Source organism: Hominisplanchenecus faecis (genome assembly GCF_020687205.1).
In the GTDB taxonomy this organism is placed as follows: domain Bacteria; phylum Bacillota; class Clostridia; order Lachnospirales; family Lachnospiraceae; genus Hominisplanchenecus; species Hominisplanchenecus faecis.
The window spans coordinates 1-15883 of record NZ_JAJEQE010000029.1 but is presented as its reverse complement, the minus strand read 5'-3'; the positions used below and the strand labels follow the sequence as shown (position 1 = coordinate 15883).

16 protein-coding genes and 1 riboswitch are annotated in these 15883 nt (G+C 45.9%); of the genes, 4 read left to right on the top strand and 12 right to left on the bottom strand.

Going from position 1 to position 15883, the window contains the following annotated elements; all coding sequences use genetic code 11:
- Positions 1-2: 2 nt before the first annotated feature.
- Both LKD42_RS09095 and LKD42_RS09090 read left to right on the top strand, forming a co-directional pair.
- Positions 3-908 (top strand): AraC family transcriptional regulator, encoded by a 906-nt coding sequence (locus LKD42_RS09095; protein ID WP_331464848.1) that lies wholly within the window; start codon positions 3-5, stop codon positions 906-908.
- Between the two features lie 401 nt (positions 909-1309).
- Entirely contained in the window at positions 1310-2086 is a 777-nt protein-coding gene (locus LKD42_RS09090; RefSeq protein ID WP_022118088.1) for a Cof-type HAD-IIB family hydrolase, read from the top strand.
- Between the two features lie 111 nt (positions 2087-2197).
- On the opposite strand, the gene LKD42_RS09085 is transcribed toward LKD42_RS09090, so the two are convergent.
- From LKD42_RS09085 to LKD42_RS09030, 12 genes are all read right to left on the bottom strand, one after another.
- Positions 2198-3568 (bottom strand): UDP-N-acetylmuramoyl-tripeptide--D-alanyl-D-alanine ligase, encoded by a 1371-nt coding sequence (locus LKD42_RS09085; RefSeq protein ID WP_248835494.1) that lies wholly within the window; start codon positions 3566-3568, stop codon positions 2198-2200.
- A 23-nt stretch (positions 3569-3591) separates the two neighbouring features.
- Entirely contained in the window at positions 3592-4614 is a 1023-nt protein-coding gene (locus tag LKD42_RS09080) for a D-alanine--D-alanine ligase family protein (RefSeq protein WP_248835493.1), read from the bottom strand.
- Positions 4615-4667: 53 nt separating this feature from the next.
- Positions 4668-6464, bottom strand: a complete 1797-nt coding sequence (locus LKD42_RS09075) for a L,D-transpeptidase family protein (RefSeq protein ID WP_248835492.1) — start codon at positions 6462-6464, stop codon at positions 4668-4670.
- 151 nt (positions 6465-6615) lie between these two features.
- Entirely contained in the window at positions 6616-7383 is a 768-nt protein-coding gene (locus LKD42_RS09070; protein ID WP_248835491.1) for a sulfite exporter TauE/SafE family protein, read from the bottom strand.
- A gap of 114 nt (positions 7384-7497) precedes the next feature.
- Entirely contained in the window at positions 7498-8061 is a 564-nt protein-coding gene (locus LKD42_RS09065) for a helix-turn-helix domain-containing protein (RefSeq protein ID WP_248835490.1), read from the bottom strand.
- Between the two features lie 9 nt (positions 8062-8070).
- Positions 8071-9333 carry a sensor domain-containing diguanylate cyclase gene (locus LKD42_RS09060; RefSeq protein WP_248835489.1) on the bottom strand — a complete coding sequence of 421 codons (1263 nt, stop codon included), beginning with the start codon at positions 9331-9333 and terminating at the stop codon, positions 8071-8073.
- 10 nt (positions 9334-9343) lie between these two features.
- Positions 9344-9886: a V4R domain-containing protein gene (locus LKD42_RS09055; RefSeq protein ID WP_215658818.1), complete on the bottom strand. Its 543-nt coding sequence runs from the start codon at positions 9884-9886 to the stop codon at positions 9344-9346.
- 156 nt (positions 9887-10042) lie between these two features.
- A complete protein-coding gene (locus tag LKD42_RS09050; RefSeq protein WP_248835488.1) occupies positions 10043-11329 on the bottom strand; it encodes an aspartate aminotransferase type Ic in 1287 nt (428 codons plus the stop codon).
- Between the two features lie 117 nt (positions 11330-11446).
- A complete protein-coding gene (locus LKD42_RS09045; protein WP_173866260.1) occupies positions 11447-12625 on the bottom strand; it encodes a phosphoribosylaminoimidazolecarboxamide formyltransferase in 1179 nt (392 codons plus the stop codon).
- 85 nt (positions 12626-12710) lie between these two features.
- Positions 12711-13424: an IMP cyclohydrolase gene (locus LKD42_RS09040; RefSeq protein ID WP_248835487.1), complete on the bottom strand. Its 714-nt coding sequence runs from the start codon at positions 13422-13424 to the stop codon at positions 12711-12713.
- Positions 13425-13552: 128 nt separating this feature from the next.
- A riboswitch (ZMP/ZTP riboswitch) is annotated at positions 13553-13632 on the bottom strand.
- Between the two features lie 27 nt (positions 13633-13659).
- On the bottom strand, positions 13660-14142 hold the full coding sequence (locus tag LKD42_RS09035; RefSeq protein ID WP_173866262.1) for an NUDIX hydrolase: 483 nt from the start codon (positions 14140-14142) through the stop codon (positions 13660-13662).
- Between the two features lie 97 nt (positions 14143-14239).
- Positions 14240-14416 carry a DUF6472 family protein gene (locus tag LKD42_RS09030; protein WP_022118076.1) on the bottom strand — a complete coding sequence of 59 codons (177 nt, stop codon included), beginning with the start codon at positions 14414-14416 and terminating at the stop codon, positions 14240-14242.
- A gap of 407 nt (positions 14417-14823) precedes the next feature.
- On the opposite strand from LKD42_RS09030, the gene LKD42_RS09025 reads away from it, so the two are divergent.
- Together LKD42_RS09025 and LKD42_RS09020 are read left to right on the top strand one after the other, a co-directional pair.
- Positions 14824-15060 carry a helix-turn-helix domain-containing protein gene (locus LKD42_RS09025; RefSeq protein WP_022118075.1) on the top strand — a complete coding sequence of 79 codons (237 nt, stop codon included), beginning with the start codon at positions 14824-14826 and terminating at the stop codon, positions 15058-15060.
- Positions 15061-15222: 162 nt separating this feature from the next.
- On the top strand, positions 15223-15624 hold the full coding sequence (locus LKD42_RS09020; protein WP_283094990.1) for an amino acid-binding protein: 402 nt from the start codon (positions 15223-15225) through the stop codon (positions 15622-15624).
- The last annotated feature ends 259 nt before the right edge of the window (positions 15625-15883 follow it).

Below are 15883 nucleotides of genomic sequence, written 5' to 3'. Positions count from 1 at the left end.
ATATGATGAAAAAAGTTTCTCAGATTTCTTTTTACACCGGGAGCAGAGAAGAACTGCTCCCGGGATTTACTTCAAAATTCCCTTATATTTCTTCCTGTTCCGATATCACAAAACATCCGGGACACTTCTGCCCATGGCACTGGCATCCGGCCATGGAGCTTTTTTATCTTAAACAGGGATCTCTTGAATACAACACACCTGGCAGCAGAATCCTTTTGGCGGAGGGCTGTGGCGGTCTGATCAATTCCAATGTCCCGCACATGACAAGACCAGGTCCGGATTTTGCTTCCTCGACACAGTTGCTGCATCTTTTCGACCCTTCTTTTATTTCCGGCGTCCATGGCAGCCTGATCGATGAGAAATATGTCACACCGCTGACCATCGCATCCCAGATCGAGATCATCCCTCTTTATCCGGATCATCCGGAACATAAACAAGTGCTCTCTGCTATCCGCGATTCCTTTTTGATTTCAGAAAACACCCCCGGCTACGAACTAAAACTGCGTTCTGCCCTCTCAGATATCTGGTTTCAGATTTTTGAACTTGCACTGCCGCTGATGCAGACCAAAGACCGGTTTGACAAACGAAACAAACGCCTGAGACTGATGATGGTCTACATTCATGAACATTACGCCGAAAAGATTTCCGTAAAAGATATTGCCGGTACCGCTTTTGCCAGTGAACGCGAATGTTTCCGACTCTTTCACGACTGTCTGCATATGAGCCCTGCCGAATATATCAAAAACTACCGTCTTCAGGCAGCCTGCGATATGCTCGCAAATACAAGAGAACATATCACTTTTATCAGCCAGAGCTGCGGCTTTGGAAGCAGCAGTTATATGGGGAAAATTTTCCGTGAATCGATGGGATGTACACCGAACGAATACCGCACAAAGCTGCGTGGCTGATATAAAATGATAGTCAGGCGGATATTCGCAATCCGCTTTGCTATTTGGTTAAAATGCTGCATTTCATGCATCATCGGCAGCATATCTTCGATTCCGCACATAAGATTGGCAGTATTCTGCTATAAAAAGGCAGAAATAAGATATTTTTTTGCCTTTTTATGCACTATAATCATAATCGAAATGAATCATATCCCTCAAAATCCTGGTCGCACACACGATTGCTTACCACTTTGCAGAAGTGGCGGCCTTCTCCGACTGAATGATTCATTGCAGCTGGAAATGCCCACATACATTTACCTTGCTGTATTCATTTCATCACACTACTTTCGGATCAGGGCGTGATTCGGCCATCATGCCCGAGTTCCCTTTTCGTTTTTTCGATAAATTTGAGAGGAGATTCTATGAGTGCAATTAAAATTGTTTTTTTTGACATTGACGGAACTTTAATTGATATGAATAAGAAACGTATTTCTGAAAAAATGCTGGAGACACTCCGCAGGCTGAAAGAAAACGGCACGATTATTTGCATTGCGACCGGCAGAAGTCCGATAGCACTTCCGCATTTTGAAGGTGTTGAATTTGATGCTTTTCTGACTTTTAACGGTTCTTACTGTTTCACAGAAGATGCGGATATCTTTTCCAATCCAATCCCGACTGAAGATGTACATATGATCATCCAAAACGCCACGGCTCTTGGTCGTCCTCTGACGGTTGCCACAAAAAACAGACTGGCATCAAACGGCAAGGATGAGGATCTGATCGAATATTATTCTTTTGCCAAACAGGAGATTGATGTGGCTGATGATTTTGAGCAGGTTGCTAATGAAAAAGTCTATCAACTGATGGCCGGAAGCTCACTTGCAGAACATCCGGCACTGATGAAGGATGTTTCCCATGCACGTATCACCTTCTGGTGGAACCGTGCCGTTGACATTATCCCGACAGACGGCGGAAAAGGCCGCGGCATCGAAAAAATGTTAGAATATTATCACTTCGATAAATCGCAGGCAATGGCGTTCGGAGACGGAAACAATGACATCGAAATGTTGAAGAGTGTCGGCCACGGCGTTGCCATGGCAAATGCTTCTGATGAATTAAAAGCGATTGCCGACGATGTGTGCGGTGATGTGGCAGAGGATGGTATTTACTACTACTGTCTGGAACATGGTATGATCTGAACTCTGCACACCGCCTGCAAAGGTTGAAGTCCCTCACATCTGAAGTATAACAAAAAGCTCCGGCGAGAATGTAATCACATTCCGCCGGAGCTTTTTCTGTTTTATTTGTTTCTATATTTCCTGTAATTTTTTCACTACTTTTTCAAAATGCATGAAATGCGATGCCTTTACCAGCACGGTATCCCCGCTCTGGATCAGAGACGGCAGACAGGTCAGCAGTGCCTCCATCGTCGGAACCTGCAGCACTTCGCCACAGCCGCCGTTTGCCATGGCTGCTTCTGCCATATGGCTGCTGATTTTTCCGGTGCAGATCAGAAGGTCGATCTTGTTCTTTGCCGCATGGTATCCGACTTCTGCATGCATCTGTTCTTCGTTTTCTCCAAGCTCTCCCATGTCACCAAGGATCGCCACTTTACGGCCTTTTGCATCTCGCAGCACGTCCAGAGATGCTTTCATGGAAACCGGATTTGCATTGTAGCAGTCATCGATGATCTGGATATCTCCATGGTTAATGATATGGAATCTTCCGCCAACCGGCTCCAGTGCCTCGATGCCGGCTTTGATCTCCTGCATGGTCAGTCCCAGTGCCCTGCCGACAGCCGTCGCTGCCAGTGCATTGAGTACCATATGCCCTCCCGGGATCGGAACGGTAACACGGATGCTCTCTCCGTCCGCATGGATCGTGCAGGCAATACCGGAAAGCCCCAGGCTCTCAATCTCATCTGCATAGACCGGCCTCTGTCCTTCCACACCGAAAAATATCGGTTTGATGCCTTTTACTTCCTCAATCGTATCCAGCTTGTCATCGTCCCCATTTAAAATGATGCAGCCGTCTTCTTTCAGGAAATCAAAGATTTCCGTCTTTGCTCTTAAAATACCGTCACGGTCTTTTAAAAACTCCAGATGACACTGTCCAATATTGGTGATCACGCAGATATCCGGTCTGGCTACTTTGGCAAGACGATGCATCTCTCCAAAATGGCTGATGCCCATCTCAAGGACTGCGATCTGATGTTCATCTCGCAGACGGAAAACGGTAAGCGGCAGCCCCAGCTCGTTATTGAAATTGCCAAGGGTCTTCAGCACATTGTATTTCTGAGCTAAAACCGATGCGATCACTTCTTTTGTGCTGGTTTTTCCGACACTTCCGGTGATACCGACTACTTTGATATCGAGCTGCTGCCGGTAGTACTCGGCGATCCCTTTGACTGCCTCCAGAGAAGATGCAACCTGAATGTACGGTCCTGCCGGGTTTGCCAGCTCTTTTTCACTTAAAACAGCCAGTGCACCTTTCTCAAAAACAGACGGGATAAAGTCGTGTCCGTCTACACGCTCTCCCGGAATTGCCACAAACAGGCAGCCCTTTGCTGCCTGCCTGCTGTCTGTGGTAATACTCTCTACAATACTCTGTTTCATCTCTTCGCTTCCGTGGTAAACACCTCCGCAAGCCTGAGCTATTTTTTCAAGGGACATATTTTTCATGTTAAAAATACCTCTCTGTTCTTTTATTTTGCTGATACAGCGATCAGTTTCTCGCAGAGGTCCGCAAAATCCATGCCAAGTGCCTGTGCTTCCTGCGGCAGAAGGCTGGTCGGTGTCATGCCCGGAAGTGTATTGGCTTCCAGACAGTACATTTTACCGTCCCTGGACATCATAAAGTCCAGTCTTCCGTAATTGTCAAGCTGCAGTGCTTTAAACCCTTTCACCGCATATGCCTGCATCTGCTCTGTCTGTTCTTTCGTCAGAACGGCCGGACAGGTCTCAACAGTGCTTCCGGCTTTGTATTTGTTCGTGTAATCATAAAAGCCTTCAATCGGTGCGATCTCAATGATCGGATAAGCTATTCCGTCCACAACACCGACTGAAAATTCACGACCTTTGATATATTCTTCCACAACGATCACATCTTCATAAGAAAATGCATCTACAACTGCTGCTTCGTATTCTTCCTGTGTTTTCGGAATCGTAACGCCGACGCTGGAACCTCCGCAACACGGTTTTACAACGCACGGAAGTGTCATGCCATGTGCCTCAAGCGAAATATCCTCGCCTTTTCTCAGGATAAATCCTGCCGGTGTCGGAACTTCATTCTGCCAGAAAAGCTGTTTGGAAAGTCCCTTATCCATGGCAATCGCACTTCCCAGATAACCACTTCCCGTATAACGGATACCGAGCAGGTCAAAAGCTGCCTGTACTTTTCCGTTCTCACCGTTCTCGCCGTGCAGTGCCAGGAACACAACATCTGCTGCCTGACACAGTGCAATCACATTGGTGCCAAAGAATGCTTTTCCTTCTTGAATGCTCTTCTCTACCTGACTGTCAAAACTTCTCGCATAAGCGGCTGCGGCATCGACATCGTATTCATCGGTAAACGCCTGCATCGGATCTGCATCTTCTCTTCCGAAATAGACATCCACCAGGATAGCCTGATGACCTCTGCTTCGAAGTGCCTTGCATACCTGTGTACCGGATACGATCGATATCTCACGCTCGGTACTGATACCTCCTGCTAAAACAACAATTTTCATAATGTTCCTCCTCATGCCGCAGTTCTGCGGTCTTTTTCTTTCTATATAGCTCATCACTGCCCATCTATGGCTGTATACGACGTCGGATCACTCAGGGTATCGGTTGTGGTGCCTGTCGTTGTATCAGCCGCACTGCTCTCCGGGCTGACTTCCACTCCCTGCTCGTTGATCACACGGGTCTCAGCCGGCTGTGAGATTGCCACAGAGCCGGTGCCCTGATTGATCGAAGACTTATAAACAACGATCGGTGTTCCGATCTCGATATTGTCAAAAATAATACCTGCCTGATCCCACGGTGTATTGACACATCCATGCGAACCATTTCCCTGATAAAGCGTTCCGCCAAAGCTTGCACGCCATTTTGCATCGTGGATACCGACACCGCCGTTGAACGGCATCCAGTAATCAACCGGTGTATTGTAGCTCTTGCCGGTCAGGTTATCGGCTCCCCGAAGGATCGCCTTTGCTTCCTTGTCAAACAGGCAGTAAAGCCCTAGCGGAGTCTCGTAACCGTCTTTTGTCGCATCGCCGGTAACGACCGGAGTATCAACCAGACACTGTCCGTCTTTGTAGAACCACATACGCTGGTTGGTGATATCAATCTCCACATAGGTATCGCCGATATCGTTTTCTTCCCCTCTTGCCATGGCACTTTCCAGCCACTGTGGCTGTCTTGTCGCAGATTCGCCTGATTTAAGTGTCTCATCCAGCCATGCCGCCTCGGTCTCTTCATCCATCTTCCAGCCGTAATTCATGCTGGTTACGGTCACGGTCTCTCCAAGTGAGGTATGGAATGTCTCATCGGTACCGAATGTATCGTACTTGTCTGCCAGCTGTCCGATCCAGTCTGCGATATGATTCCAGTCAAAAGAAACATTTCCGCTGGAATCTACTGTCATCCAGTCTTTGAATGTCTGGTAATCCAGCACATCGGAAGCATCTCCGATCTCATATGTAACCGTCATATCCCAGTATTTCTGCAAAGATGCCAGTTTCTTTTTCAGTTTTTTATTGTCACTGGTCTTCTTTGGTTTCAGATAGCAGTCGCTCTCTTCCAGATTTACTTCGGTCTTGCCGTCCGTCACTGCCTGACAGAGCAGCTCATAGACTTTATCTTCATCCAGCTGATTGCCTTCCACTTCCTCCACAATCTCAAATCCGGAAGACGTTTCATCAATATAGGCATCTTTCGGTTCGGTAACTTTATCGCTGTCAAAAGCATCCAGTTTTTCCATCGCTTCTTTGAGCTTTGCCTTATTGTAAACCGTCGGAGTCGTCATCGTATACTCCTGCGGATGGAAGTATGCATTGATCCATAAAAAAGAGTTCTGTGAATATTTCAGCTGCTGTGCCGCACCGTCTGATACATACTCAAACTGAATATCCGCACCGTCGATCTGTTCGGTCTTGTTGTCTTTTTCATGCACCCGCAGTACATAATCCTGCACCTGGTTTGCAACCAGATTTTCTACTTCTTTTACGGTCTTGCCGGACACATCAATGCCGTTTACCGTCGTCCCCGGAAAGAAACGGTCCATATAGTAAACGCCAAATCCCAGATAAACAGCAACCATGATCAGGACAACAATGCCGGCCACGATAAGAGGTGTTCTGGAATGTTTCTTTTTCGGCAGTTCCGGTTTTACCGGCTGCTGCTCATATCTTCCTGGTCTTCCCTGGCTTCCTTCTCTCCGGCTTCTTTCTGATCCCGGTGTTCTCTGCGGCTGTTCCAGTCCTTCGGCTCTTCTGTGCCGTTCTTCTCTTGAGCCTTCCCGTCTTGAACCTTCTGTTCTTGAACGGTCTCTTCTTCTTTTTCTTTTTGGTCCATCGTTTAATGTGATTTCCTTCATATGCTTTTCCTTTGCCTCTTAAAAATACTGTTATCATCCCCGGTATTTTGCAGCAGAGCAGCCATTTGCGTTCCGCTTTCAAAATACATTCCTATTTTAGCACGTATCCAAAAAAAGTAAACACCTACCTGTCAAGAAAAACAGACCGAAATTACAACATTTTAAATGCGATCAGTACAATCCCCAAAATCACAAGTACCACTCCGGTTGCACGGTTTAACGTTTCCGGTTTTGCCCTGTTTGCAAAACGTGCCGCAATCCTTGCCCACAGGAACGTGAACAGCACGCACAGCACCAAACAGGTGATATCCGGCATGCCGCCGATCGCAAAATGAGAAGCCGCACCGGTAAATGCCGTAAACGCCATGATAAACACGCTCGTTCCGACTGCGGTCTTCAATTCATAGCCAAGCACACTTGTCAGGATCAGAAGCATCATCAGTCCGCCGCCCGCTCCGACAAAGCCGCAGATAAATCCGATCAGCATGCCGCAGATCACAGACTGGATAAAACGCTTCTTTTTTGAGACTGCCTGCATGGCTTCTTTGGTCGTCATAACCGGTTTTACGATAAATTTGACACCAAGCAGCAGTGTCATGACCATCGAAAATCCGCCCATGGTCGTACTCGGGAGCAGACTTGCGATATAGCTGCCCACCAGCGTAAATAAAAGTACTGTGACCATCATCACGATTCCGTTTGCCACATCCAGGTTTTTGTTTTTGCCGTAAGTATAAGCTGAAACCGCACTGGCGAGCACATCGCTGGCAAGTGCGATGCCGACTGCCTGATACGGATCCATGCCAAGAAAAGTGATCAGCATCGGACTGATCACAGCTGCCGCACTCATGCCGGCAAACCCGGTTCCGATGCCGGCTCCCATTCCGGCAAAGAAACAGACTAAAATCGTAAAAATCATATTTTGTCCTCTTTTCTCTTTTTGTGTTAAAGCCCATTATAAAACATCTTCTCCACAAAAATCAATACCGCAAGAAACGCTTCTTTCGCTTCCTGCGGTATTTTATCTTTTCTTTCAATATCTTTTATGGCAGTCCGAAAAAAAACAGATCAGACTGATCCGTTTTTCCGTGTCGTTACGGTAACTGTGCTGCCGGTCCATCTCCAGGCAAAACACATCCTCTTTTCCGACCAGATATGCTTCCTCGCCGCACCGGATCTTTACTTCGCCTTCCAGCACAGAAATGTATGCTCTTGTCTTTTTCCCCTGAATGCTGCCGGTATATTCTGCCCCCGGTTCCATATCAATCCGGTAAATCTTTGCCACACAGTTATCTTCATAAGGAAAACAGTTCCATATTTTATATTCGCCCCTTACTTCCTTTGTCGGCTCCATCTCTTTTATATGCACCAGTCTGGACCCTGGAAACACATCCTCTGTCAGCTCCTGAAATTCAATGTGAAGTCCGCCGATAATCTTTCCGATCACACCAAGAGAAGGGTTTGCGGTCCCTTTTTCGATCTGAGCCAGCATACTTTTGCTCACCCCGGTCTGTTCAGCCATTCCCTCAAGACTCATCCCTTTTTCCCTGCGGATCCGCTTTAAATTAACTGCAACGTTATAATTCAGATTGTCCATAACTGCTCCCTAGTCCTCCGATATACTGATCACGCTCAGTTCTTTCCGGTACTTTTTTTTATGTTCTTTTTTCTGGAGGTACATTTCATGATCTGCCTGTTTTATAATATCCCTGACCTGCATCTCCTCATTTCCGCCCTCTACTTCTACGATACCGCAGCTGAAACTCTTCGGATATTCCTTTGTCTGCCCGGATGAAAATTCTTTCTGTACTTTCCTTATTTTCTGCTCTGCCATCTCGTAGGGACAGTTACACAGGATCACGCAGAACTCATCTCCTCCAATCCTTGCAAACACATCTTCTTTTCGGATGTGTTTTTGGATCGTCTCAACAAAAAACGTGATATACCAATCCCCTTCTGTGTGTCCGTATTGATCATTGATATATTTCAGATGATCCAGATCGCAGTAACAGAAGGTCAGGTTGCTCCCTTCTTTCAGCATATCCTCTGCCTTCTCCAGGAAATAGTGACGGTTTCCGATCTGTGTCAGCCCATCGCGGTTCGCTTCCATCCTCAGACGTTCTTCCCGCAGCTTCTCTTCCGTCACATCCCGGATAATATAAAGAAAGGCCTGTTCTCCCTGCCACTGCATATATCCGGTAATGATCCTATAAAAATGATGTCTTGAATCCTCTGCTTCCCATATCCATTCAAAAGAATCTCTGCTCTCTTCCGACCGGTGTTTCTGTGCAAACCGAATACACGTCTGATAAACTTCATTCCGATCAATACTTCTGTCATTCCTCTTTTTACAGTACAGAATCCTCCTGCCATCGGCACTGGTCACGAAAATCTCCTCTTCGCTACGGTCGATCATCTCTACCAGAAGCTGATTGTAAGTTTCTACCATCCCGGCATGTACTTTTTCCCGCTCTGCTTCCTGTTTCAGTTTTAATTCCCGCTCCTTCAGCTGCTGCGTCATCGTATTGAATGCCTCTGAAAATTCCCCGAGATAAGATACTGTCTGAGAATAGTCACCCTTTGCCACCTGTTTTGCCTGCCAGGTCAGATGATTTAGATTTGCATGGATATTTTTTAAATTTTCGCACAAAAAATTCTCCCGCGGCGGCGGCTGCACCGACAGATTTCCTCTCGAAAGGGCTGCTTCGTACTGTTTTGTTTCTGTCAACGTCTTTGCAAAATACTGCAGTCCCCTGCCAAGCTTCCGAAAAGGCTCATCGAGTTGTTCCACATCAAGCGGCTGAATTTTTTTATCATACAGGATGCTTCTGAGGTATTCAAACAATAATTCGCTGTTTTTATCCTCCATGACTATGCTCCTATTTTTCGTCTTCTATATTTGCATGAAATCTGCACACGCGGTCACCGGTTGCCCAGCAGTCTACCTCTACTGCCGTATAGAACTTTCCGGAATACATGCTTAAAATACCGCCGATAAATCCTTCGTCGTAATTGCATACCGTCTCGCCAAGGATCGGAAGTCCGGAACAGTCCGCATCCTCTGACACATTGAGAATGATCTTTCCGCTCTCCTCATCTACCTTTTCGATACGCAGCACACCGATCTTTAATTCCTGCATTTTACTCTGAAGCTCACTTACAAACTGATCCAGCGGCTGATCCAGATTCAGCATTTTCTTTGCAAAATATTCTCCCGCCTTGCGTCCGGCATTTCGGAAAATCTCAATCTGCTTTTCCTTTCCAAACTGTCCGATCAGCTCCTCTTTCAGGGAATATTCCAGCAGACGGTAAACCATCACCGGAAGCTCTTCTCCGAGATTGCCTCTGCTGCCCGCATCATACTGCAGATAATCCTCCAGTGTAAGAACTTTCCCTCCCGTCATAAAAACATTTTCTTCCATTGTATTCTCCTCTGCCTGTGTCCATTTATTCCTTAACTCATCATTCTATGTATTTCAGTATAACATCTCTTTTTTCTCAGTTCAACCAATTTTCCGATAAAAAGAGCCATAACCAACTTCGTTTAAAGTCAGCCATGGCTCTGTTTTCTCAAATTTTTATTTATCTTCCAGAATCTTATCAATACTTACCAGTTTTACGCTCAGTACAAAGATTTCTGTTGCCGTTTTCAGCTCTTCCGGTGTCGGGTAAGACGGTGCGATACGAATATTGGAATCCTGCGGATCTTTTCCATATGGGAATGTTGCACCGGCATCGGTCATAACAACACCAGCTTCTTTTGCTTTGGCTACGATTGCTTTTGCACAGCCAGGCAGTGAATCAAAGGAAATGAAGTATCCTCCGCGCGGTTCAAGCCAGCTTCCGATCTCCAGTCCGCCCAGCTCATTTTTCAGTCCGCTCAATACAGCTTCAAATTTCGGACGCAGGATGTCTGCATGCTTTCTCATATGCAGCACCATGCCGTGGATATCTTTGAAGAATCTTACGTGACGCAGCTGGTTCAGTTTATCATGACCGATGGTCTGAATGGTCATCTGCTTTTTAATATCTGCAATATTTGCTTTGGAAGTACCGATTGCAGCCACACCGGAACCCGGGAAGCTTACTTTGGATGTAGAGCAGAATTTGTAAACCATGTCCGGATTACCTTCTTTTTTACATTCCATCAGGATCTCAACCAGATTGTCCTGTTTATCCTCATATAAATGATGAATACCATATGCATTGTCCCAGTAAATACGGAAGTCTTCTGCTGCCGGTTTCAGTCTTGCAAAACGGCGTACTGTTTCATCAGAATAGGTGATACCCTGTGGGTTGGAATATTTCGGCACACACCAGATACCTTTGACTGCCGGATCGTTGTTGACATATTCTTCAACCATATCCATATCCGGTCCATCTTCATGCATCGGAATGTTGATCATCTCAATACCGAAGTGCTCTGTAATCTTGAAGTGACGGTCATATCCAGGAACCGGGCACAGGAATTTTACTTTATCCAGTTTGCACCACGGAGTGCTGCCCATTACACCATGAGTCATGGAACGTGCCACCGTATCGTACATAACGTTCAGACTTGAGTTTCCATAAATAATAATATTGTCCGGAGATACCTCTGTCATATCAGCCAGAAGCTCTTTTGCTTCTTTAATACCATCAAGTACGCCATAGTTTCTGCAGTCAACGCCTTCTTCACATACCAGATCTGCATTGCTGTCCAGTACATCCATCATTCCCATTGACAGATTCAGCTGTGCGGTAGAAGGTTTTCCTCTGGACATATCCAGCTTCAATCCTTTGGCCTTTATCTCTGCGAACTGCTGTTCCAGGTTCTCTTTTTCCTTAAGCAGCTCTTCTCTGCTCAAATCCTTGTACGGTGTCATAGTAATCCTCCTCATCTTTCATGTCCATACGCAAAATACACTTGTTTGCCCTGCACGTATCCTGCTCTATCAGCTATTTTATTACGCACCTTGGGTTTCGTCAAGCTTTTTTCGATTTTAGTGATGGAACAGACGGATTCCTGTAAATGCCATTGCCATATTATATTTATCGCAGGTCTCAATCACCAGGTCATCTCTTACGGATCCGCCCGGCTCTGCAATATATTTTACACCGCTCTTGTGAGCACGCTCGATGTTGTCGCTGAACGGGAAGAATGCATCAGAACCAAGTGTTACGTCCTGCATCTGATCCAACCATGCACGTTTCTCTTCTTTTGTGAATACTTCCGGTTTCTCGGTAAATACTTTCTGCCATGCTCCGTCAGCCAGTACATCCATATATTCGTCTCCGATGTAAACGTCGATCGCATTGTCACGGTCTGCACGACGGATGCCTTCGATGAACGGCAGGTTCAGAACTTTCGGGCACTGACGCAGCCACCAGTTGTCAGCCTTCTGTCCGGCAAGGCGTGTGCAGTGTACACGGGACTGCTGTCCGGCACCGATACCGATCGCCTGTCCGTCTTTTACATAGCATACGGAGTTAGACTGTGTGTATTTCAGTGTGATCAGAGAAATCTTCAGGTCATTTAATGCATTCTGCGGAATGTCTTTGTTTTTTGTCACGATGTTGGAGAGCAGCTCATCGTCAATCTTCAGATCCTGACGACCCTGTTCAAACGTAACACCAAATACCTGTTTGTGCTCCAGTTTTGCCGGAACATAGTTTTCATCGATCTGGATCACGTTGTAATTTCCTTTTTTCTTCTGTGCCAGGATCTCCAGTGCTTCTTCGCTATAACCAGGAGCGATCACGCCGTCGGATACTTCACGTTTGATCAGCATGGCAGTGTCTTTGTCGCAGACATCGGACAGTGCAATAAAATCTCCGAAAGAAGACATACGGTCTGCACCTCTTGCTCTTGCATAAGCACATGCCAGCGGTGAAAGATCACCCATGTCATCTACCCAGTAGATTTTTTTCAGGACATCAGACATCGGCAGACCGATCGCTGCACCTGCCGGTGAAACATGTTTAAAAGAAGTCGCTGCCGGCAGTCCGGTTGCCTCTTTTAATTCTCTTACCAGCTGCCAGCCGTTAAATGCATCCAGGAAATTGATGTATCCAGGTCTTCCCATCAGCACTTTGATCGGAAGGTCACTGCCGTCTGCCATGTAGATCTTAGATGGTTTCTGATTCGGGTTACAGCCATATTTCAGTTCTAATTCTTTCATTCTGATTTCCTCCTGACGTTTCATAATATACGTTAATTCATAAGATGCCATACGAATTGTTCCGTACTTCGTACTCTCACAATTCTTATCTGTTTTTATTTACGATCTTTGTCTCATATTTTCCGGTTGCGATGTCGATGTAACGCACAAACAGGGAGACTTTGTTATCCTTGTTCAGACTGTTCCACAGGGTTTCGGTAAATGTTTCCATATCATCCGGAATTGCGATCAGTTTCGGTTCTCCTTCGAAACTTGGCAGCGGATTGCCGTCGCACTTGTAGGTATGGATGAAATGTCCTTCGCCTGCCACACAGTTTTCATATGCAAACGTGTAGCGGTTGCAGGAATCCGGATTTCCGTTATTGCTCTTTAAAATCGACATTGCATAGCTGTATTTTCCGTTTTCGATGTGCATGATACCGGAGATACGCGGTGTATAGTTCGGTGCATCCGGCTCAAACTCACGGCTTCGAAGAGACTGTTCAAATGTAAGCTGACGATCCATGCCTTCGTAGATGGTATCGGTCTGATCTCCGTTTGTAACGATCGTCTTATTTCCCAGCACACGTACCGGTGCGTAGATGATCAGGCTCGGGTCAACCAGCTTGGAAGGATCAAATGCCTGTGTTCGGATGCCTTCTCCATCCTCCACAAAGATACGGTTGCGGCTGTTCTCGCTTCTTCCCATGATAAAATAAGCGGTCACTGCCTTTGTACCATCCTTGGATCTTCCAATGATGATACCTCTTCCCGGATAAGAATTTTCCTGAAGTTCTTTTTCAATCGATAACATTTCCATGTTTGCATTCTCCTTTTCTTTTCACTCTCAACCTGCTTTGAAGCACTGTGCCAATCCACAGAACATTTCATTTTGCCAAAAATCCGAATTCAGACCAAGGCAAAAAAAATGTGCCGCACACTCCAAGCAAGATCTGCCCAGACGGTCGACACTTTTACCCTTATACTCCCTGTGGTCTATTCCACTTCCGTCAGTCGTATAATTATTTAAACCTTACCATTTCCCTGAAAAAAAGTCAACCTTGATTTTCGGTTTTCAGCCTTTTTCCATCCAGCACTGCCTCAGTCAGCACATCGCCCCGGTATTTCAGTTTCAGAGAAAAAAACGGATGCTCTTCTTTTAAAAGTTTAAAAAAGATTTTATCGCCTTCCCAGAGGTTCAGCCTTTCAAGCTCACTTTTCTTTACCCACTCCAGCGTTCCTTCATCGCAGGTGATCATATCCCCTTCAAAGCCATCCGCCGTGTAAAGACACATATATTCCGTTTCCCATGCATCCGAAAGAAACGTGACCAGTCCCCGGAAACGCCAGGAAGTGAGCGTAAGCCCTGTCTCTTCCTTTACTTCACGGAGCAGACATTCTTCCGGCGTCTCGTCCTTCTCAAAATGCCCGCCGACCCCGATCCACTTATCTTTATTGACATCCACCTCTTTTTTGATGCGGTGCAGCATCAGATAGCGGTCATCCTTTTCCAGATAACAAAGTGTTGTAAGTCCCATTTTCTGTCTTTTCCTCCCTTTCCCGGTGCATGACGTGCACCTCACAGCAAGAATGCCAGAGGCATTCTTGAATTAAGTTTCATACCTGCATATTTCCCTACATCTGCTTGCGGACAACTGCATATTCATCATCCAGCCGATAATATGGGCAACAATAGTGGCTGTCCTCCATAAAACGCACCAGCTCATCCTCATCAAGATTCACTGTACAGATGGATTCTTCACAGTCCTCGTCGTATACATAATTCACACAGGTTTCACAGTCATTACGCATCGCTTTCTCCCTTTCTCAATTTCCGTAAAACTGATACAGGCATCCCGTCTGATTTTTTATACTTTCTGTTCTCGGTTCTGGAATTGCCTGCTCTGTGTTCATCTTATCTTTTTTTCTTTTTTCTGTCAATGCCAGGAATCCAGGGTATCATGTTTCTGCTTTTTGGCTCTTTTACGACATATTTTGTCCTGTAAAGGCACATGCTGTCCTTTAACGGGACAGCCCTTTTTCAATTTTCGTTTACCATGTGTTTGACCAAACAATTTCCGCATGAATTCAAGTCGAACGCACGTGAGACTTGGCACGCGATTCTGGGCAGCTTGGCTGACATTTGCCTGACAGGATCGCTGTGCAATAAAGGGTTCAAGGAGACCTTATGAATTGTTTTACCAAAAAGGAGGACTTATATGCCGCGAATTATAGAAGGAAAAGAAATGAACCTGATCGGCGACCGGCTCCGGGTTCTGCGAAAAAAACATCACTTAAGCCAGCAACAGCTTTCCGAACGTCTGGAAACACAGGCTGTTTATATCTGCCGCGGTTCCATTTCAAGAATTGAGGACAAAAGTCGGACCGTCACTGACATTGAACTAATGGGACTTGCAAAAGTACTTGGCGTAAAAATTCAGGATCTGTTTGAATAGTGTTATTTTTCCACTGCAAAGCATTAACTTATTGACTTATTGTGCAGAAACTCTTACAATGGATAGATGAGCAGGATGCGAATTTTTCTTTACTCGAGAGCCATTCGCATACATCAAAACTACGATATATTCATTTATTCTTGAATCAGGAGGATTTTTATTATGCAGCAAGTATCTGTATTTGCAGAAAACCAAAGAGGTATGATGGAAAAGATCACAGGTGTTCTTCGCAGTGAAGATATCAATATCCTGGGATCGGTAACAAATGACAGTGCCGAATACGGTATCGTCCGCATGGTCGTATCCAATCCGGCAGCAGCCGTAGATGCTCTGACACAAGCCGGTCTTCTGTGCCACCTTACGGAAGTAGTCGGTGTGGAACTGATGGATGAAGTCGGAAATCTGAACCAGCTGCTCCAGGCACTTTCCGAGAGCAATATCAATGTAAATTACCTGTACCTTTCCTTTAACCGCGAGACAGGCATGCCGATCATGGTATTCCATTCCGAGGATATTATGGAAGTGAAAGCCTGTATCGAACGCAAAGGGTATACAGTATTGTAAATGTGCAAATGAACGCCATAAAATATAAAATAGTTTTGTAAAAATAGTACGCCATGATGATTCGAAAACAATCTCCTGACACGCATCGTTTCCTGTTCGGTTCGCTCGCCTGTTAGCCGCCCTTCCGCCTAAACTCGCCTCTTCGAGGCTCAGACAGCGGCTCTCTGGGGAGGCAACATCGCAAACCTCACGACGGAAGCCTTGCTACCGTCAGAGCGATTTGTTTTCGAATTCATCATGGCTGTATTATTTTACACAA